We start from the raw sequence: 19182 nt of genomic DNA on the forward strand, positions 1-19182 counted from the left end.
CGCGCTCCGCCAAATCGGAAGCGGACTTACGGTGCGTCTTGCAAGGCGCGTGCGACATCAGCCCTAGGGCAATTCTGAGCCGCGGCTTGATCGTCCGCAAAAAGACTTTTTGGGCGGTATTGGAGCGAGGTCAGCCGCCTGCCGTCTCGCTCTGCAGAGCCATATGGTAGCCCGCATTTGCAAGTGCGCGCTCAAATTCGACGGCCGGACGTTCCGAAACGATGTCCACTTTTCGATTGTCCAGGTCGATGGCGACATTGGCTTTGGGATCGACGGATTCGATAGCCTTCGTGACGCTCCGCGCGCAACCGCCGCATGCCATGTCTTTAATATAGATCCGCATGAGAACCTCCTTTGCGTGTCCCATACAAATTCAAATGGCGGTTCCCATCGTTGTAAGGTCAAGGCACGGGCGGAAAAAACTTCGTGCTGCTTGGCCTTGACCTTCCTATCGTTGGAAGCCCCATTTTTCGGACAGTCCTAATCTTCTCGGAAGGGGTGACCCGTGAACGCGCCAGTCAAAGACCATTCTGCCTCAACCGAAGCCGTTGTGCTGCTGATCGAGGGCATGAGTTGCGCCTCCTGTGTCGGGAGAGTCGAGACAGCCTTAAAGGCAGTGCCCGGCGTTATAAGCGCAAACGTAAACTTGGCGACCGAGAAGGCGGAAGTGACGTTCAATGCCTCTGTCGACTCTCGCGCTTTGTCCGCCGCGATTGAACGTGTCGGTTATTCTATTCCGTCGAGGACAATCGCGCTAACCGTAGAGGGCATGACATGTGCCTCATGTGTAAGCCGCGTCGAACGAGCGCTTTCTGCAGTACCGGGTGTCGCGAGTGCGGACGTCAATCTGGCCGCTGAGCGTGCAACGATTCAGGGCAGCGCGGATCCTGCATCTCTGGTCCGGGCGATCGAGAACGCAGGCTATAAGGCGCGAGCCACGCAGGATAGCCTGGCGCAAGCTGCCGAAACAGCAGCGCGAAGGAACGCTGAACTGACGGATCTGGGGCGAGACCTTGCCGTTGCTACGCTCTTGAGCTTACCGATATTCGTATTTGCGATGGGCCCACATGTGGTGCCGGCATTTCATAGCTTTGTCGCGCGTGACGTTGGGGCGCGGTGGGATTGGTATCTGCAGTTCATCTTGACAACGCTCGTCGTATTTGGCCCCGGCCTGCGCTTTTACAGGAAGGGAATGCCCGCGCTGATCCGGATGGCGCCGGACATGAACTCAATGGTCGCGGTTGGCACGATCGCGGCTTACGCTTACTCGATAGTCGCGACCTTCACGCCCGGCGTTTTGCCGATGGGTACTGTCAATGTCTATTACGAGGCGATAGCTGTCATCGTGACGCTGATTCTGCTCGGACGCTTTCTAGAGGCACGCGCGCGGGGAAAAACGTCCGAAGCCATCCAGCGATTGGTCGGACTACGGGCGCGCACCGCGCGAGTCAGACGCGACGATCATGTACGCGAGATTGCCATTGACGATGTCGTACCGGGCGACGTTGTCGAGGTACGTCCAGGAGAGCGCCTTCCCGTAGACGGCGAGGTGGTCGAAGGCGGTAGCTATATTGACGAATCCATGGTCACCGGCGAACCAATTCCTGTCGCGAAGGCCCCGGGCGACACTGTCATCGGCGGTACGATCAACCAGAAAGGCGCTTTTACGCTTCGCGCCACTGCCGTCGGAGGGGCGACGGTACTTTCGCAGATCATCCGGATGGTGGAGGAGGCTCAGGGATCAAAGCTTCCGATTCAGGCTTTGGTTGACAAGGTAACGATGTGGTTTGTACCGGCGGTGATGGCCGTGTCCGTGCTGACCTTCATTCTCTGGCTTGCCTTTGGACCGGAGACAGCATTTCCCTTTGCAATTGTGAATGCCGTCGCGGTCCTCATCATTGCTTGCCCTTGCGCGATGGGTCTTGCGACGCCGACCTCAATCATGGTCGGTACCGGCCGCGGAGCCGAGATCGGCGTTCTGTTCCGCAGGGGAGCGGCGCTTCAGCTCCTCAGGGGTGCGAAGGTCATCGCCGTTGACAAGACGGGGACGCTGACCGAAGGGCGGCCGACGCTCACTGATCTAGCGGTCGCCGGAGGCTTCGATCGTATAAGTGTGCTTGCGCGAATCGCTGCGGTCGAAGCGAAATCGGAGCATCCGGTGGCCCAGGCGATTGTCAAGGCCGCTCGAGATGCTGGCGCTGCATTTCCTCGAGTCGCGGGGTTTGAATCTCTGACGGGTCTCGGTGTCCGTGCGGACGTGGAGGGCGAGCGTGTCGAAATCGGAGCGGATCGCTACATGCGCGAACTCGGGCTAGACGTGGATGTCTTCGCCGAGGCCGCCGAGCGGTTGGCCGCCGAAGGTAAAACCCCGCTCTATGCCGCCGTCGAGGGGCAGGTTGCAGCTATGATCGCGGTCGCCGATCCACTCAAGCCGACGACCCCGGAGGCTATCACGACGCTCCGCGCGCTCGGTCTCAAGGTTGTTATGATCACCGGAGACAGTCGTCGGACTGCCGCAGCGATCGCACGAAAGATCGGAATCGATGAAGTCGTGGCAGAGGTCTTGCCTAACGAGAAGGTCGAGGCGCTGCGGCGGCTTAAAAACGAGCACGGCTGTTTGGCCTTTGTCGGCGACGGTATCAACGACGCTCCAGCTCTAGCAGAGGCCGATGTGGGCCTTGCAATCGGCGCCGGAACCGATATCGCTATCGAGACCGCGGACGTGGTACTTATGTCGGGCAGCCTTCGCGGCGTACCCAATGCCATCGCATTGTCGAGAGCGACGATTCGGAATATTCGGCAGAACTTGTTCTGGGCGTTCGCTTACAACACCCTGCTGATCCCGGTTGCAGCGGGCATCTTATATCCGTTGTGGGGCATTTTGCTTTCGCCTATTTTGGCAGCGAGCGCGATGGCCTTCTCAAGTGTCTTCGTTCTTGGCAATTCGCTTCGGCTTCGCCACTTCGCGCTAGCGAGGAGAGGGACTGCCTGATTGAATCGAGCACAGTGGCGTAGAGGAGTGCGCTATGAACATCGGCGAAGCCGCACGCGCTTCAGGCGTGAGCGCCAAGATGATTCGCTATTACGAGCAGACAGGGCTGATTCCGCCCGCGGCTAGGACGGCGGCCGGATATCGCAGCTATTCCGAAGAGAACGTACATGTTTTGCGATTTATCCGCCGAGCCCGCGACCTCGGCTTTTCGATTGCCAAGATCGCGAACCTTCTGCAGCTCTGGCGAGACAGGAATCGTCACAGCGCCAAAGTCAAGCGCATCGCAGAGGCTCATATCGCGGAGCTGCGCAGAAAAATCGAAGAACTGGAGCAAATAGCGGCCACGCTTGAGCATCTGGCGGCGTCTTGTTCGGGCGATAATCGGCCAGAATGTCCAATCCTGGCTGATCTGGAGACGCCGCGCGCCGGGCCCGCACGCACCAAATGGAAGCGCTCGCGCGGCTTGGTCGGCGCTATTCTCAGTTGAGCGGCTGAACCCAACGCGGCAGACGTAAAGCGCCGTTCTAATGGATTGAGATCGCGCCGGCGGTCTCAATCCATGATTCAATTGCCTCAAGCCGTGGTCTGAACCGCAGCGGCCGACACATGCGCGCGCTCCATTGCCGGGCCGCGCGTCAGCTTTCCAAGCCCAGCGTGGACGAGGGCCGCAAAGACGGCGCCAGCGATTGGAGCGCAGGCATAAAGCCACGCGTGGCTGAAGGTGCCGGTCGCGACCATCGGCCCGAGAGCGCGGGCCGGGTTAAAGGCTGCACCGGTCAGCGGGCCACCCATGAGAATATTTAAGACGAGCGTCATCCCGATGGCGAGCGGGGCGAGGTGGCCGGTTCGCCCGGCGACGGCCGTGGAAAGGACGACGGTGACAAGGAAGAAGGCGAGCAGAGCCTCAAGCACGAAGCCCGCGGCAGGCGTCACTGTGATCAAGGTCGATCCGATCGCGATCCCCTTGGCCAGTGTCGGAACGCCGAGTCCAGTGGCGGCACCGCCGAGGACAAAGCGAAGCAGCTCGGCTCCGATGATGCCGCCGACAAGCTGTGCCGCGATATAGGCGGCCGCCTCACCCAGTCTCATAGCGCCGGCCGCAAGCACACCCACGGTGACGGCGGGATTGACGTGCCCTCCGGAGATCGGTCCGTAAGCGCTGGCAAAAACGAAAACGACGAGACCGTGGGCGAGCGCGACCCCCACCAATCCCGCGGGGCCCGCGCCTCCAATTAAGGCGCCAGCCCCTGCGCCAATAAAGACGAGCGTAAACGTGCCGATGAATTCAGCGAGCAGCTTCGCTGGGAGCATTTGTGACATGGAGAATCCCTCACTGACGTGGATTACGGTGCTGAATGCACCGCGCCCCGGGATTTGGGTGAGGGATGGCGTCAACTCTTATTCGATATTGCGCCAATCGATTCTGTCTTGTCCGAAAATTGATCGAGATCGCTAACAATGCTGCCGGTTAGAACTGTGGGCATCTCACTGAAAGTTGTTCGGCAAATCGTATTGCAGAGCTTCGAAAGCGCTTTCGCGCGACCATCTTCGTTGAGCGAGCGATGGCGCCGAAAGTGCCTGGCTGACTCTACGAAGACACGTCGGCACTGCAAATCGCTCGTCAGTTTATAACGGAGATCAAGCGATGGCCGAGCTGCCGGCGCAGGTAAACGTCTCACCCGCCGATTCAGCTAAGCGCCGGTGGGCATCTTGGCACAGCCTTTCGGCGGAAATCGTGCAATACACCAGCGGCAAGCCTTTCGAGTATCATTACCGGGCTCCCACGCATCTGTTCATCGCCTGCGATCGCGCGATCCGCATAGCAGGTGAGACGAAAATAGAGGGACTGCCTCCGTCACGCCTTCACGATTTCAGCCGCCGCATGTGCTTCATCCCGGCAGGACGGAATTTTTCCGGTTCTTTCACGCCGCGGGTACTCCCGCGCGTTGCTTATTTTTACCTTCCGCCAGCCGCTCTGATGATCGATCCGGAACTCGAACCGGATATGCTCGGCTTTGAACCGCATCTTTTCTTCGAGAATTCAGGCCTTTGGACCACCGTCGCCAAGCTCGCCGCTCTCATCGAACGCCCGGAGAGCGGGACCCGGCTCTATGTCGAGACGCTGAGCACCACTTTGGCGATCGAACTGCTTCAACTCCAGCGCGGCGCGATCAGTGGCGCACCTCACCTGCGCGGCGGCCTCAGCGGCTGGCAGAAACGGGTTGCATGCCAATACATCGAGGACAATCTTGCGTTGGACATATCGCTCGCCGAACTCGCGCGCCTCGCGCATTTGAGCCCGGCCTATTTCAGCCGCGCCTTCAGGCGGAGTTTCGGGGTTCCGCCGTATCGGTATCAGCAGGAGAGGCGCATCGCGCGCGCGAAGACGCTTCTTGCCGATCTGAAGCGGCCGATGCTCGAAATCGCGCTGGCCTGCGGCTTTGGCTACGCAAGCAATTTCACGGCGACGTTCCGCAAAATCACGGGGACGACGCCGACGCAATTCCGCCATAGCCTGGAATGATTTTCGCGCAAGCACTATCCGTTCCCCGGGTCGCTCCTGGCCGCATTGCAGAGCCAGATTATGAGGCGGTTCCTTTCAATCGAATAGATTGCTTGTCATTCTCCTATTGACGCAAAACTGGCAATTCCTCTCTGCGCTCTCGCACGACGAGAGTACTTTCATACCAGCCGAGAAGACTGGCTCTGACCGACGCATCCAGCACACAAACTGGAGGACCGCGAGGTTCTGTCCGTCTTCGAGAAGAGAGGTTCAAATGAGATACGCCCTGTTGCTTCCTGTTATCCTCGCTGCTTCCGTCGTTTCGGCACATGCGTCTGCGCTGCATGACGGCATGCGCCCGGAAAGTGATGCGGTGCCCTTCAGCATCCAGCCCCCTGCAGAAGACTTCGAAGCGTTGGGTTCGGCCGGGCATTTCGTGACCACGCCGCATCGGGCGGAATTTGTCCGCGCTGCGGGTGATTCGTCTGCGCTGCGGAGCGGGATGCGCCCGGAATAGTAGAATCTGTCGAAGTGAACTGCTCGCCGGCCGACGCCCTTGTCCTGGGGCGTTGGCCGGGCATCAGGGTCGACGCGAGGTCCGCTTATTCACGGCGCGCGCAGTGCGGCATCAAACGAATTTGCAATCTGCTTCAACTTGCCTGCAAGGGCGGAAAACTCCGATCCACGCGGATCGCTACGACGCCAGGCAAGCCCGATCGTTCTGGAATATGTCGTGCCCGGCAGGTGCGAATAAACGACAACGTCGCGCTCGGAGATGGCCAGGGCCGGGACGAGCGTGCAGCCCTCTCCCGCGGCGACCATATATTTCAAGGTTTCGAGACTGGTGGCGAGACGATTGGTGCGGCCCGAGGCAGAGCAGCCGACGAGCGCTTGATCGCGCAAGCAATGCCCCTCCTCGAGAAGAAGCCGCTCCTCGGCATCAAGCCTTTCCCAGCTCGGGCCGCCCTTTCGAGACGCGGGATGCCCCTTGGGACACGCCAGCAGGAAGGGTTCCGAAAAAATTGCCGTCGTCATCAAAGCGGGGTCGGCTTGCGGCAAAGAGAGCAGCACGGCGTCAATTTCGCCCTCGGCCAGCCTTGGCACAAGTTCAGCGGTCAAGCCTTCGCTGAGGATGAGCGTAAGATCGGAATATTTTTTGCGAATCCCCGGCAGAATGCGCGGAAAGAGATATGGCCCGAGCGTCGAAATGGCAGCGAGCCGCAGTGAGCCGCCAAATGGCTTGTCCGACCGCTGCGCAATCGTGAAGAGAAGCCGCGCCTCGGCGAGCACGCGACGGGCCTGTTCGACGAATGATTGGCCCTCGGCGGTGACGATCACCCGTCGTGTGGTACGCTCAAAGAGCACGACGCCCAGCCAGGTCTCAAGCTTGCGGACTTGAGCAGACAGCGACGGCTGCGCCACGCGGCAGCGCTCCGCGGCCCGCACAAAGCTGCCGTGGTCGGCGATCGCGACGACATATTCGAGATCGCGCAGGGACAGGCCCGAAAGGTTCATTGCTCGGAGTCCTTTTCGTAGGCGGCACCTATGCAGGTAGGTACTAACGGGTTCGGCATCGAGCAATCCGATGGCAGGAGGGGTGCGGCATATGGCCGACCGCCAATTTGCTTCGAAAACAGGCCTTCTTGCGCCGGACCGGGATTATAAGGAAACGCCTCTCAATCAGATAGCGTGCTTATCATTTTTCCGTCGAAGGGACGCTGGCATGGTCTCCCGAGCGTTTGCGCTAGGAGAGAAAGATGAATGAAAAACCGAAAATCCCGCTTCTGACCCATGCCTCGGGAACCCCGGTGACGGACAACGTCAACATCCTGACAGCGGGCCCGCGCGGGCCGGCGTTATTGCAGGACGTCTGGCTGATCGAGAAGCTGGCACATTTCGACCGCGAGGTGATTCCGGAGCGGCGCATGCATGCCAAAGGCTCGGGCGCGTATGGCACATTTACCGTCACCCACGACATCACGCGCTACAGCAAGGCAAAGATCTTCTCGCAGATCGGCAAGCAGACGCCGATGTTCGCTCGCTTCTCGACCGTGGCCGGCGAGCGCGGCGCGGCAGACGCGGAACGCGACATCCGCGGATTTGCGCTGAAGTTTTACACCGAAGAGGGCAATTGGGACGTCGTCGGCAACAATACCCCGGTCTTCTTCTTTCGCGATCCGCTGCGTTTCCCCGACTTGAACCATGCCATCAAGCGCGATCCTCGCACGGGCATGCGCAGCCCCGACAACAATTGGGACTTTTGGACGCTGTTGCCCGAGGCGCTGCACCAAGTGACGATTGTCATGAGCGAGCGCGGCATCCCGAAAAGCTACCGGCACATGCACGGGTTCGGCAGCCACACCTATAGCTTCATCAACGCGGACAACGAACGCACCTGGGTCAAATTTCACTTCCGCACGCAACAGGGTATCGAAAACCTTACGGACGAGGAAGCACAGGCCCTGGTTGGGTCGGACCGTGAGACCCACCAGCGCGATCTGTTTTACAGCATCGAGCAAGGCGATTTTCCGCGCTGGAATGTCTTCATCCAGGTCATGACAGACGAGCAGGCGAAAGCTTACCGGTTCAATCCCTTCGATCTGACGAAAGTCTGGTCGAAGGCTGAATATCCGCTTATCGAAGTCGGGTATTTCGAGCTCAACCGGAACCCCGAAAACGTTTTTGCCGAGGTCGAGCAAGCTGCGTTTTCGCCGGCGAACATCGTTCCGGGCATCGGATGGTCGCCCGACAAAATGCTGCAAGCGCGCCTATTCTCCTACGGAGACGCGCAGCGCTACCGCCTCGGCGTCAACCACCACCACATCCCCGTCAACGCGCCGAAGTGCCCGTTCCACAGCTATCATCGGGATGGCGCGATGCGGACCGATGGCAACCTAGGCCGTACGCCGACTTATTGGCCGAACAGCCACGGCGAGTGGACGGATCAGCCTCAGCTGAACGATCCGCCGCTCGAATGGACCGGCGCGGCGGCGCATTGGGACCACCGTGTTGACGAGGATCACTGGCAGCAGCCGGGCGATCTCTTCCGAAAGATGACGCCAAAGCAGAAGCAGATCCTGTTCGATAATACCGCACGTCAGGTCGGTCAGGCTGCCAAGCACATTCAGGAGCGGCACGTGGCCAATTGCAGCAAAGCCGACCCTGCCTACGGGAAGGGAGTTGCCGACGCCCTCGTTAAGTTCGCAAAGGGCACGCTCTAAGACATTTTGGACGGCGGACCGGAGTCCGCCGTCCAACTCAATCGGCCAGAGCCTCGCAACCGGCCGGTTCGCGACAGACTGAAGGCCATCAAAAGATGTCGTGCAAAAGATCTCGTGACCGGGAACGGTAAGGGATCAAACCTGGCGCCACGACGGCAAGTGTGGGTCCGCGAGCTTAATATCGACGGGGCCGATGCCGAAGACTGCGACGACGACGGGCTCGCTGATGCCGCGCGGAACACCGTCATAGTGGAAAGTGCGCGCGATTCGTTCGACAAAGCCGCCGGCAGGCACCGGGATTGCGCGCTTTGGATCGAAATCTGCACCGCTGTTGACCCACCAGGTTCCCGACAGCACCATTTGTATGCGGTCCGTTGCATAGCTATGCGGCGCGCTGAACCAACCCGGATTCCATTTCATCAGGACGAGATAGGGTCCCGGTTTGTTGAAATCGCCGTAGAGTTTGGCCATTTCACCGCTTCCCGGCGGCACCCCGTTCCAAGGCAGAAACTTGATATCACCACGTTGTAAGACGAAGGTCTTTTTCGGATCAATTGGCGAAGCCTGTGCGGTCCCTTCGGCCAACGCGGCCATCAGTGACGACAGCAGAAATGTGCGACGTTCCATTTCACCTTCCCTAATCATCGAACTCCGGATGCCTTGCCTGACATTTTCAGTCACCGCCTATATCGGCGCTCAAACCGGGCAGCCCAAGCCGATGCACGCGCTCGAACGGACAAAAGTTCTTGAGCGCCCCAGGTCGGCGCGCTCCGCGTGCCGACCTTTCAATTGGCCCGGCTGACGTATGGTTTGAAGCCGTAATGCGCGAAGATCTGCAGAGCTTCGGGCGAGCGAATGAAAGCAAGCCATGCCCTTGCGGCATCGGGGTGAGGTGCGCCCTTTACAAGCGCCCCCGCATAGATCGCCCGTGCGTTGTCCTTCTCCGGAATGTCGACCTGGTCGATCGGATGACCGATCTGCGCCTGGAAAAGAGCTTCCGATTGCCATGTGACGCCTGCATCAACGAGGCCCTGCATCAGGAGGATCGGCGTCTGGCGATGATGAATATGTGTCAAGACCGTCGAGCCGTCGGAGACTTTCGCGACGTAGACTGCGTCGACTAACGCCGGGCCGCCTGCTTTCCCAAGCGATGATTTGATTTGCCGGGCGATCCCTTCGAACGCCGGATTGGGCATAGCCAGCCGAATGTTCGCGCGGCCCAGATCGCTCAACGTTCGAACCTGCGCAGGGTTTCCCTTCGGCACCATGATTGTGAGGCTATTGGTGACATAAGGCACCGCCGGGCCAGTAAGCGTGCCGTCACGGATAAGCGCCTCGACCTTTTTCAGCCCGGCGAAATAGGCGTCCGCTTTGGCAGTGAAAGTCATGTTCCCGACGGTAATGACGCCGCCGGCCTCGATCTGCTTGACAAGCAGCCCCGGTGGAATGGTTTCCCAAAAAATCTTGCCCTTGTAGAGCGGCTCCTTCGCCTCGAACGCCTTCACCAGAGGGGCCATGGCGAAAAAGTAGTTCCCACCGACGTAGAGGACGAGTTTCGGGGCCGTCAGATCGCCGTGGAAATCCGGCATGTCGTCGACTTCGGGGACCGTGAACTGCAGGCCACGCTTCACGGCGTCGTTATTCGCGCCGTTCTGCCAGGGCGGGAAAATCGAATCGTTTCGGCGCAATACCGCGCTCACCGCCCGGTCTGCAGCTAAAGCAGCGCTGGCTATCGCGAGGCTCATGATGCCGCCTACCAAAACACGACGCAGAGACGCCTTCATCGATGAAATCCTTGTTTTTTCTTCGAGTCCACACGGAGACGGGCGATTGACCGGGAAGCGGCTCGATCGACGCGGAGGATCGATCGCCGGCATGACCGAGACGAAGTCCCTGTTTTTATACGGGGGCTTCGTCGCTAAGCGTTCGCGGCGCCACGGGAGCTATGCTTACCGGTGCCGCGGGGCCCAGAGCTTTTCATGCTCCTGCGTACACTCGATACCGCAAGGCGTCCCATTGATCGCCCGGGTTAAGTCGCTCAGGCTATCGTAACGACCATCGGGGTCGGTATAGCCGCTGTAGTTGACCTGGGGGCTTTCAGCATACCACTGCCGCTGGCCCGCATTGGCGCTCGTGATGGCGACTGGCAAAAAGGCCGCGGCTGCGAATGCGAGCTTCAGCAAAGAAGAATGAGTCATAGTTCCGATCCTTTCTTATTGCAGAGACTGTCTCGTCTGCTGAAGCGATATTTGATGTCTCGACAGGCGAATAACCAATTCAAAGTTGCGGTAATACTCATCGAATTCATTGCTGATATGCGTTCTGCCGCGTTTCTTTCCGTGGCGAAGAAATGTTGGCCGGCCTATTGGCTTCATCATGAGAATGTTATTAGGTAGCCCGTCTCTCGACATTTATTGAAAATGAGCGCGGGTCGAGGCGCGTACGGCATAGGTTCGAAGCTGATGCAATATGCCAATTGCGGCTTGCCTCTCGTCTCCAAAGACCGTCGGCAGAGCCGCGATTGAAATCTGCCGCCGTCTCTTCGAACGACAAATCGGATAAGCTCGTCCCACGATGATGGCCGCATTCGTATCGTCCCTCGCGGGCGTTCTCTCGGGCAGCCTCGTCGGCTTCTCGTTAGGGCTCATCGGCGGCGGTGGATCGGTTCTTGCCACGCCGCTGATGCTCTATGTCGTCGGCGTTCCGCAGACTCACGTCGCCATCGGGACGAGCGCTTTCGCAGTGTCGGTCAACGCATTTCTGGGATTTCTGACGCATGCGCGGGGGCGGACGGTGCGCTGGCGCGCGGCTTTGATTTTTGCGGCGGTCGGGATCATCGGCGCGCTCGCCGGTTCCACCCTTGGGAAAGCTCTGGACGGCGAGCGCCTTCTTTTTCTATTCGGCCTCGCCATGGTCGTGGTTGGAATCGCCATGCTGCGCGGCGGCCACGGCGGAGCCAATAACGTCGAGACGAGGATCGTCGCGACGGACTTCCGCGTCGGCAGCGCTGCGTTTTTCACGGGCCTCGTATCCGGTTTCTTTGGCATCGGCGGCGGCATTCTGATCGTGCCGGCGTTAACATTCGCGACCGGTATGGCCATGATCAATGCCGTCGGCTCCTCGCTGCTCGCCGTCGGAGCCCTCGGGCTCACCACGGCCGTCAACTATGCCGCATCGCGCCTTGTCGATTGGAAATTGGCGTTGGAATTTATCTGCGGTGGGCTTGTCGGCGGATATTTCGGCGCGCGACTCGCGATGCATCTCGGTGAGCGCAGAGAAGCGCTCCGGCGCATTTTTGCGATCACGATCTTCGTCGTCGCGGCCTACGTGCTTTTGCGCAGTGGGCGCAGTGTCTTCAGTTGACTTTGGTGTTGGCACCGCGACTTTTGTCAATAATAAATTTCACCAAACAAAGTCATCGCAATAATCAATTGGTCGCGGGTTCGCGGCGTGTTTAATCCTGCGGTCTCAAGACGCGGAGCGGGAGCAGGGCGCCGCAGGCTTCGCCAAGCTGGGCTGGACGACGGCGCCAGGGGCTGAACTCCGCCTGAGGCGATCGATGAAGGACCTGCGCATGTTCAGAAGCATTAGGCCGTGAGGAAAATGTCCAAATATAGAACGGCAATCATCTATGGCGCGACCGTCGCCGGCATCGCTGGCGCTCTGCAATTTTTCCGGCCGGGCGCGCAGGCGGGCGAACCGTCGGCCGTGCCTGGACACGCGTCGGCGAAGGCGTGGATAGTTCCGGATGTCGGCGCGTTGCCGGATAGCGACTGGGGCCGGACCGTGCGCTATGGACGCGATCTCATTGCAAGGACCGCTTCGTTGATCGGCCCCGAGGTCGCCGACCCGCAGCATCGCTTTGCCGGCAACAATCTGAATTGCCAGAATTGCCATCTCCAGGCAGGCACCAAGGAATACGGGCTGGCCTTAATCGGCGTCTATGCCGATTTCCCGAATTATCGTGCGCGATCGGGCAACGTCGGAACGATGGAAGACCGGATTGAAGGCTGCCTCACGCGCAGCATGAACGGCAAACCTATTCCGCAAAGCAGCCCGGAGATGACCGCGATCGTCTCTTATCTCAAGTTCCTTTCCACAGGCCGTCCGGTTGGCGCGCCGACGCCGGGCCGCGGCTCTGGCAGGATGATCGAGTTGTCGCGAGCCGCCGATCCGGCGCGTGGCAAGGTCGTTTTCGCTCAGGCGTGCGCGGCATGCCACGGCGCCGATGGCCTGGGCGAACGCGCAGGGCGGCCGGGCGATGCCAAAGGCTATCTGATTCCGCCGCTCTGGGGGCCAGACAGTTACAACGACGGTGCCGGGATGGCTCGTCTGATCAGCGCGGCGAACTTCATTCACAGCAATATGCCCAACGGGACCACCTGGAAGCAACCGGTGCTGTCACCGGACGATGCTTGGGATGTCGCGGCCTACGTTGATTCTCAGCCGCGTCCGCACAAGTCGGGCCTCGACCGAGACTTCCCCAATTTGACGCAGAAGCCGGTCGATGCGGCCTATGGACCTTATGCGGACCACTTCAGCGCCGCGCAGCATAAGTATGGTCCGTTCACGCCGATCCGCGCGGCCATCAAAGCGCTCGAAGCCGACAAATAAGCGATAGTGCATCAAAGCCATAGCGCCGCTGAGGCGAATGACCAACGAGGAGAATGTTCATGAACTTTGTTACGGGGCGGCGTGCTGCAGTGAAGACTTTGGCCGCGACGCTTGCGGCCGCCATGGGCGGCGCCGAATTGACAGTGGGGAGGGCCGACGCGTCGCCGGCCAAACCGGAAGCTGTTCCTTCGGCAGGTGCGGCTACGCTCGCTGAACTTACGGCGCGTCTTGCACATGCGCCGCGGCGGCGTGACTTCAAATCGGTGCCGATGATTTTGAACAATCCGGATCAGTGGGATCACGAGGCCTTGTCGGAGGTGTTGGCTTATCGGCCGCCAACGAAACAGGCATGGGACGTGACTGATATCGCCGGACCATGGTTGAACGTCATGCGCAATTCGCTCAATGCGCAGGTATGGTCGTTCAAGCATCCGGACTTTCTTGTCGTTTCTGAAACGCACGGCACGGCGCAGCTCGCTCTCTATGATCAACTGATGTGGGACAAATACAGGCTCGCGAAACTTGCCGGAAAAGATTTCGATCGAAATACGCTGATCCTGGAAAAACCCGCGGCGAAGTCGGATCCGACCGATTATGAGAATCCCGCCGGCGTCTTTTCCGGCAAGAACAATTCAATTCCAGCACTGCAAAAGCGCGGCGTCGTCTTCATGTCGTGCCACAACGCCATCTGGGAGCAGGCGGCCAAACTCGCCGGGATGGGCGTCAATCCGGACAAGCTTTCCGTCGATGCTCTGGCCGCAGAACTGACAAACCACCTCATTCCGGGTGTTGTTCTGACGCCGGGGGCAGTCGCCACCTTGCCGGAATTGCAACGCGCAGGATTTGCTTATGCGCGCTGAATGAGTCTCCGAGGGCTCGGATAATCGGAATCTTGGCGCCGGGGCCAAAGCCCGTTTTCGGGCAGGGGGCTGGGCGACCCGACCGAGCCGCCATGCGGCTGGCCGAATCGCGATGGTTAAGGCATGGGCGCGGAAAAGCCATATCCGCGCTCCAGTTCGGCACCGTGGAGCGCGATTTAACCGCCGCCGGAGACGCAATTAAATAATTGATTTTATTGGTGGAGCTGATGAGATTCGAACTCACGACCTCTGCAGTGCGATTGCAGCGCTCTCCCATCTGAGCTACAGCCCCGGCCAGCGCGCTGTTTACGTCCCTGGCGCAGCCACTGTCAATGCAAAGACGGCTTGGGGCTGCTGCGGGCGGCTTGCCCGCCGGGCTTCTGCCCGCTAAACGAAAGGCCCTTGCCGGGTTCCGGAGCCGCTATGCGCGCAATTCTCGACGTTCTTCTGCTCATCCTGCAAATCTATACTTACATCATCATCATCGTGGCGATCATGTCCTGGCTCATCGCCTTCAATGTGATCAACGTCTACAACGACGTCGTGCGCACGATCTGGAATGCGCTTAACGCCGTCACCGAGCCGCTGCTGAAGCCGATCCGCAATGTGCTGCCGGCGCTCGGCGGTCTCGATATTTCCCCGGTCATTCTGCTTTTGCTGATCTTTCTGGTGCAAGACATCATCGAGCGCTACGTCTATCCGAACGTCTTTTAGCGCCCATGGACGCAGCCGCGGTTCCTTGGGCCGCGCGCAAGGATGGCGTCGCCTTGGCTGTGCGGCTCACGCCCAAATCGTCGCGTGACGCCGTCGAAGGACTGGAACATCTGGCCGATGGCCGCGCGGTCTTGAAAGCGCGGGTCCGGGCTGTACCCGAAGCTGGCGCAGCCAACGAGGCTCTGCTGCGCCTTCTGGCCAAGGCCTTGTCGCTGCCGCCGAGCCGCCTGCATCTCGAATCCGGCGCGACGAGCCGCGTGAAAACAATCCACATTGCCGGCGATCCGGCCATTCTCGCGGCGAAACTGGCGGCCCTCGCCGGTTAAGCCTTGGCCGGCGCCGCGATCTTATTGTGGACGCGCACCATCAGGGCCGCGCCGAAGAGCGGCGTCAGCAGATTGGCGACCGGCACGGCGGCGAGCGCCGCGATGAGAAGCCCGGCCAGGAAAATCTGCCATTCATGGGCGCGGCGGATGCGCCCGACATCCTCGACGCCGCGATAGCGCAGCGCCGCAAGCTCGAAATAGCCGCGGCCGAACAGATAGGCATTGACGATAAGAAAGATGACCGCATTGACGCCGGGTACCAGCAACAGCAGCAGAGCGATGATGTTCAGCGCCAGGGCCAGAGCCGCGAAAACCGCAGCGATGCGGATTTGCGCGCCGAGCGGTGGCGTCTTGCCGCGATGCGCCGGATCGATCTCCGCTTCGACGATGGCCGCCAATTCATCGAAAAAGAAGCCCGCAACCAGAAACGAAACCGGGGTGATCGCGAAGGCAAAGCCGATAAGCAGTGCAATCGCCGCGAGCACGATGAGGCTCGTCGCCAGCCAATGGTAGGGCAGGACGAGAAAATGCCCGAGCGCCGTTTCGGCCCCGACGAAGATGAGGATCAAGAAAAGCAACGTCAGCGCCAGGGTCTTGATCAAGACGTGGCGGAACGGCGCGGTGAAAATCTGCGCCAGAGCGGCAAAGGCGAGGGAGAGCATCGTCGGGGCCGGAATGTTGCCTAGGAAATGACAAACAAAGCTTCTACTGAGCCGTATAGCGCGAGGAGACGGTGATGACGGCTCCCTTCGGTCTTTTCGGTACGACGCAAGCTGATCTGACAGCTAGTGGCTTTTTTCGCTGGTTCAATCTCGTCGATGAAGACCAGCTTGGCGGCGCCGGCAAGGCAGCGCCGGGCAAGGTGCCTACGGGAGAAGCGAAAAAGCCCGGCGAGACCATCTATCGGCCGAGCGGCGCTGCGTTTCGGCGGCTTGTCTTCTTCAAGTGCCGGACAGATCCCGGCCGCGCGTTGCAAAGCCTCGATCTTCATGTCGCGCGGGCATTCATCGACGATCCGCGGCAATCGCCCTTCGCGCGCGATATCGCGAAGAGCTTTCTCGAATCGATCGAACAGCCTGTTCCGGCGCTGCTCGAACCGTTGATCGCTGATATATCCTACCGCGATCTGGGCGGCGTCGTGATGATGCGCGGCAGCGCGCCGGACCTGCCGGCAATGCCGACGGCCGGCTATGTCATCTTCGCGACGCCGGTGCGGCAGGCCTGGTCGCGCAAGCTCACCAATCTGGAACTCACGATCCAGAATGTGTTCGGCCCGGACGCCGGCATGGATTCCAAAAGCGATCCCGGCGCTCTCAGTCTGCGCGCTGACTTGGCCTGATCGATGCGCAGGGCGGCTGCATTCTTGTCTTGACCGGTGTTTTCTTTTAGACCGATGGCGATGGACGCTTCCTCTTCCCAAGACATTCGCCACGACTGGACGGCCGACGAGATTGTCGCCGTGCATGATCGTCCTCTCCTCGAATTGATTGGCGAGGCCAACCGGCTGCATCGCGCGCACCAGCGGCCAAATTATGTGCAGAAGGCAAGCCTTTTAAGCGTCAAGACCGGCGGCTGCCCCGAGGACTGCGCCTATTGTCCGCAATCGGCGCATCATGAGATCAAGCTCGACAAATCGACGCTGATGCCGGTCTCTGATGTCCTCGACGCGGCGAAACGGGCGCGCAACGCCGGCGCCGACCGCTTCTGCATGGGGGCTGCGTGGCGTCAGGTGCGCGACGGCGCCGAGTTCGACGCGGTGCTTGACATGGTGCGTGGGGTTCGCGCACTGGGCATGGAAGCCTGCGTGACGCTGGGCATGCTGACCGAAGAGCAGGCGCAGCGTCTGAAACAGGCGGGGCTGACCGCCTACAACCACAACCTGGATACGGGCCCGGATTATTATCCGCAGATCATCTCCACCCGGACGTATGACGACCGGCTTGAGACCTTGCGGGCCGTGCGCGCGGCTGGCATCGAAATGTGCTGCGGCGGCATCATCGGCATGGGCGAAAGCGTCCACGACCGCGCCGCGATGCTGGCCGTGCTCGCAAGTTTCGATCCGCATCCCGAAAGCGTACCGATCAATGCCCTGGTCGCCGTCGCCGGCACGCCGCTCGGCGGTCGCGAGACGATCGATCCGCTTGCCTTCGTGCGGATGATCGCGACGACACGCATCGTACTGCCGGAGAGCATCGTCCGTTTGTCGGCCGGCCGCGCCAGCTTGAGCCGCGAGGCTCAGGTTCTTTGTCTCGTTGCCGGCGCCAATTCGCTGTTTTACGGCGAAACCCTGCTGACGACGCCCAATGCCGAGATGCTGGCGGACAACGCGCTCTTTGCCGCGCTCGGGCCGGTCCTGCGGGATGAGGCGGCCGCGGCATCCACCGCGCTGTCGCCGGCGTGAATTTTCCGTAACCTTCACGCCGGGATTGTAAATTTCCGGAACTCTTCTTGTCCTAAGCCGTTCTTCGCTCCCAACTCAGCGGGAGTGAACCATGAGCAGCACGACGGATAAAATTAAGGGCGTCTCCAACGAAGCCGCGGGTCACCTCAAGCAAGGTGTCGGCAAGGCCGTCGGTTCCGAAAAATTGCGGGCCGAAGGTGTGGCGCAGGACCTCAAGGGCCATGCGCAAAAGGCGGTGGGCGACGCCAAAAGCGCCGTGAAGGACGCCGCCAACAAAGCGGCGGATCACGCCAACAAACACATGTGACCAGCGCACCTATGTGATCTTCAGACATCGCTAATGGGGCGCCCCTCTGGGCGCCCTTGGCTCTGCTCGCGATCAATCGAGCCGGCGGGGTCTTGCTTCCTTCGGCAGCCGGCTGAACGGCGCGCGATAAGAACGCCATAGCATGCCGAGCCTTTCGTCCATTTGGTCGCCAGGCAGCGTCCGGCGGCCGCGGCTCAACACTATGCGGGGCAGGTGCAGCATAGCAATTCCTCAAGCTAACAATCGAGCCGGCGGAACAAACAGCAGGCACAGCGTGACATAATCAGAGGAAGCGGAATTGCTAATGTTGAGGCTGCGTATCGGCCATGCTTCGATGGCGGGGCTTGAGGCGCTTAATCGTTCGCGCTCGATGACCAGCTTGCGAAGGACACGAGCGGCGACTTCTCCAACTCGCCGGCAACGGCGTCGAGTTCGAGCGGATCGACAGCTGTGCTGACGAGCGTTGCAATGATTTCCGTCGCATCGGGCGAGCGCTCTTCGACCTCGATCTGGCGCACCGGATAGCTGGCTTCTTCTAACGCCTCGGCGAGCAGGTCGCGCACCTCGCCGACCTTATCGGGCCTTGTCACGACATGGATTTCATAGGCTGCCTCCAGGCTTAACTCGTCTATCGGCGCACGATTGATGGCGTTGACGAGGGGGCGCAGCAGCGTGTTTCCGGCGAGGACGGCGAGAGTCAGCACCGTGGCTTCGGCAGCAAGGCCGAGACCCGATAACGCACCGACGGCGGCCGAACACCAGAGCGTCGCCGCCGTATTGAGGCCCTGAATATGCGCGCCGTCTTTCAAGATGACGCCGGCGCCCAGAAAGCCGATGCCGGAGACGACATAGGCCGCGATCTGCGTCGCGCCGGCCTGGCCATTGATGCGCATTCCGAGAGCGACGAAGGCGGCAGCGCCTATGGCGACCAGCACATTGGTTCGTAGCCCGGCGCTTCGTTGTCGCCATTGGCGCTCCGCGCCGATCAGCGTCGCAAGGATGAAGGCAACGAGAATGCCGATCGATAGATCGAGGAGATGATTATAATCGAAATGCGTGATGATAAGCATCATGCGCCTCTGCCGAGCTCGAATTCCGCTGTTTTTGGGTTGACAGAGGCGATCAAGAAGATCAATAGCGGACCGTCGACGCGGATTCGTCCCGTTGGCGCTTCACAACCTTAGAACATACATGGGCAGTAGCAGCTTTTGGTGGCGAGCTTACGGATTCTCGTGTGCTCTCAC

Annotated in this window: 20 protein-coding genes, 1 tRNA gene and 1 pseudogene; 13 read left to right on the plus strand and 9 right to left on the minus strand. The window is 60.3% G+C overall.

Annotated elements, in window-relative coordinates; genetic code table 11:
• Positions 1–130: 130 nt before the first annotated feature.
• Complete coding sequence (locus Q0025_RS00075; RefSeq protein WP_297294954.1) at positions 131–343, minus strand: heavy-metal-associated domain-containing protein; 213 nt, start codon at positions 341–343, stop codon at positions 131–133.
• A 162-nt stretch (positions 344–505) separates the two neighbouring features.
• Between Q0025_RS00075 and Q0025_RS00080 the strand changes: the two genes are divergently transcribed.
• Both Q0025_RS00080 and cueR read left to right on the plus strand, forming a co-directional pair.
• A complete protein-coding gene (locus Q0025_RS00080; protein ID WP_297294955.1) occupies positions 506–2992 on the plus strand; it encodes a heavy metal translocating P-type ATPase in 2487 nt (828 codons plus the stop codon).
• Between the two features lie 34 nt (positions 2993–3026).
• The gene (cueR, locus tag Q0025_RS00085) at positions 3027–3479 is read left to right on the plus strand and encodes a Cu(I)-responsive transcriptional regulator (protein ID WP_297294956.1); all 453 of its coding nucleotides are present in this window, start codon (positions 3027–3029) and stop codon (positions 3477–3479) included.
• Between the two features lie 86 nt (positions 3480–3565).
• Here the strand turns inward: cueR and Q0025_RS00090 are convergent, their stop codons facing one another.
• On the minus strand, positions 3566–4312 hold the full coding sequence (locus Q0025_RS00090; RefSeq protein WP_297294957.1) for an aquaporin: 747 nt from the start codon (positions 4310–4312) through the stop codon (positions 3566–3568).
• A 658-nt stretch (positions 4313–4970) separates the two neighbouring features.
• Here Q0025_RS00090 and Q0025_RS00095 point away from each other — a divergent pair.
• Both Q0025_RS00095 and Q0025_RS00100 read left to right on the plus strand, forming a co-directional pair.
• Positions 4971–5516: an AraC family transcriptional regulator gene (locus Q0025_RS00095; protein ID WP_297294958.1), complete on the plus strand. Its 546-nt coding sequence runs from the start codon at positions 4971–4973 to the stop codon at positions 5514–5516.
• Between the two features lie 253 nt (positions 5517–5769).
• Positions 5770–6012: a hypothetical protein gene (locus Q0025_RS00100; protein WP_297294959.1), complete on the plus strand. Its 243-nt coding sequence runs from the start codon at positions 5770–5772 to the stop codon at positions 6010–6012.
• 89 nt (positions 6013–6101) lie between these two features.
• On the opposite strand, the gene Q0025_RS00105 is transcribed toward Q0025_RS00100, so the two are convergent.
• Positions 6102–7010: a LysR substrate-binding domain-containing protein gene (locus Q0025_RS00105; RefSeq protein WP_297294960.1), complete on the minus strand. Its 909-nt coding sequence runs from the start codon at positions 7008–7010 to the stop codon at positions 6102–6104.
• Positions 7011–7252: 242 nt separating this feature from the next.
• Here Q0025_RS00105 and Q0025_RS00110 point away from each other — a divergent pair, with 242 nt between their 5' ends.
• Positions 7253–8716 carry a catalase gene (locus Q0025_RS00110; RefSeq protein ID WP_297294961.1) on the plus strand — a complete coding sequence of 488 codons (1464 nt, stop codon included), beginning with the start codon at positions 7253–7255 and terminating at the stop codon, positions 8714–8716.
• A gap of 135 nt (positions 8717–8851) precedes the next feature.
• Here Q0025_RS00110 and Q0025_RS00115 read toward each other — a convergent pair whose 3' ends face one another.
• From Q0025_RS00115 to Q0025_RS00125, 3 genes are all read right to left on the minus strand, one after another.
• On the minus strand, positions 8852–9397 hold the full coding sequence (locus tag Q0025_RS00115) for a cupin domain-containing protein (protein ID WP_297294962.1): 546 nt from the start codon (positions 9395–9397) through the stop codon (positions 8852–8854).
• Positions 9398–9501: 104 nt separating this feature from the next.
• Positions 9502–10500, minus strand: coding sequence for a substrate-binding domain-containing protein (locus Q0025_RS00120; RefSeq protein WP_297294963.1), 999 nt, complete (start codon positions 10498–10500; stop codon positions 9502–9504).
• A gap of 165 nt (positions 10501–10665) precedes the next feature.
• Entirely contained in the window at positions 10666–10914 is a 249-nt protein-coding gene (locus Q0025_RS00125) for a hypothetical protein (RefSeq protein ID WP_297294964.1), read from the minus strand.
• A gap of 379 nt (positions 10915–11293) precedes the next feature.
• On the opposite strand from Q0025_RS00125, the gene Q0025_RS00130 reads away from it, so the two are divergent.
• The 3 genes and pseudogenes from Q0025_RS00130 (at position 11294) to Q0025_RS00140 (ending at position 14190) form a co-directional block, all read left to right on the plus strand.
• The gene (locus tag Q0025_RS00130; RefSeq protein ID WP_297295080.1) at positions 11294–12079 is read left to right on the plus strand and encodes a sulfite exporter TauE/SafE family protein; all 786 of its coding nucleotides are present in this window, start codon (positions 11294–11296) and stop codon (positions 12077–12079) included.
• 396 nt (positions 12080–12475) lie between these two features.
• Positions 12476–13330, plus strand: a pseudogene (locus Q0025_RS00135) (c-type cytochrome); the annotation flags it as partial.
• Between the two features lie 122 nt (positions 13331–13452).
• Positions 13453–14190, plus strand: a complete 738-nt coding sequence (locus Q0025_RS00140; RefSeq protein WP_297294965.1) for a transcriptional initiation protein Tat — start codon at positions 13453–13455, stop codon at positions 14188–14190.
• A 216-nt stretch (positions 14191–14406) separates the two neighbouring features.
• On the opposite strand, the gene Q0025_RS00145 is transcribed toward Q0025_RS00140, so the two are convergent.
• Positions 14407–14482 (minus strand) — tRNA-Ala (locus Q0025_RS00145).
• 131 nt (positions 14483–14613) lie between these two features.
• On the opposite strand from Q0025_RS00145, the gene Q0025_RS00150 reads away from it, so the two are divergent.
• Together Q0025_RS00150 and Q0025_RS00155 are read left to right on the plus strand one after the other, a co-directional pair.
• The gene (locus Q0025_RS00150) at positions 14614–14904 is read left to right on the plus strand and encodes a YggT family protein (RefSeq protein WP_297294966.1); all 291 of its coding nucleotides are present in this window, start codon (positions 14614–14616) and stop codon (positions 14902–14904) included.
• 5 nt (positions 14905–14909) lie between these two features.
• Positions 14910–15230: a DUF167 family protein gene (locus tag Q0025_RS00155; RefSeq protein ID WP_297294967.1), complete on the plus strand. Its 321-nt coding sequence runs from the start codon at positions 14910–14912 to the stop codon at positions 15228–15230.
• Here the strand turns inward: Q0025_RS00155 and Q0025_RS00160 are convergent.
• Positions 15227–15892, minus strand: a complete 666-nt coding sequence (locus Q0025_RS00160; protein WP_297294968.1) for an EI24 domain-containing protein — start codon at positions 15890–15892, stop codon at positions 15227–15229. The genes Q0025_RS00155 and Q0025_RS00160 overlap by 4 nt on opposite strands.
• Positions 15893–15966: 74 nt before the next feature.
• Between Q0025_RS00160 and Q0025_RS00165 the strand changes: the two genes are divergently transcribed.
• The 3 genes from Q0025_RS00165 to Q0025_RS00175 all read left to right on the plus strand — a co-directional run bounded on the left by Q0025_RS00165 (position 15967) and on the right by Q0025_RS00175 (position 17938).
• On the plus strand, positions 15967–16569 hold the full coding sequence (locus tag Q0025_RS00165) for a hypothetical protein (protein WP_297294969.1): 603 nt from the start codon (positions 15967–15969) through the stop codon (positions 16567–16569).
• Between the two features lie 60 nt (positions 16570–16629).
• Positions 16630–17631 carry a biotin synthase BioB gene (bioB, locus tag Q0025_RS00170; RefSeq protein WP_297294970.1) on the plus strand — a complete coding sequence of 334 codons (1002 nt, stop codon included), beginning with the start codon at positions 16630–16632 and terminating at the stop codon, positions 17629–17631.
• 91 nt (positions 17632–17722) lie between these two features.
• Positions 17723–17938, plus strand: a complete 216-nt coding sequence (locus Q0025_RS00175) for a CsbD family protein (RefSeq protein ID WP_297294971.1) — start codon at positions 17723–17725, stop codon at positions 17936–17938.
• Between the two features lie 353 nt (positions 17939–18291).
• On the opposite strand, the gene Q0025_RS00180 is transcribed toward Q0025_RS00175, so the two are convergent.
• Positions 18292–19008 (minus strand): MgtC/SapB family protein, encoded by a 717-nt coding sequence (locus Q0025_RS00180; protein WP_297295081.1) that lies wholly within the window; start codon positions 19006–19008, stop codon positions 18292–18294.
• Between the last annotated feature and the right edge of the window lie 174 nt (positions 19009–19182).

This window comes from uncultured Methylovirgula sp. (assembly GCF_947646745.1).
Classification (GTDB): Bacteria; Pseudomonadota; Alphaproteobacteria; order Rhizobiales; family Beijerinckiaceae; genus Methylovirgula.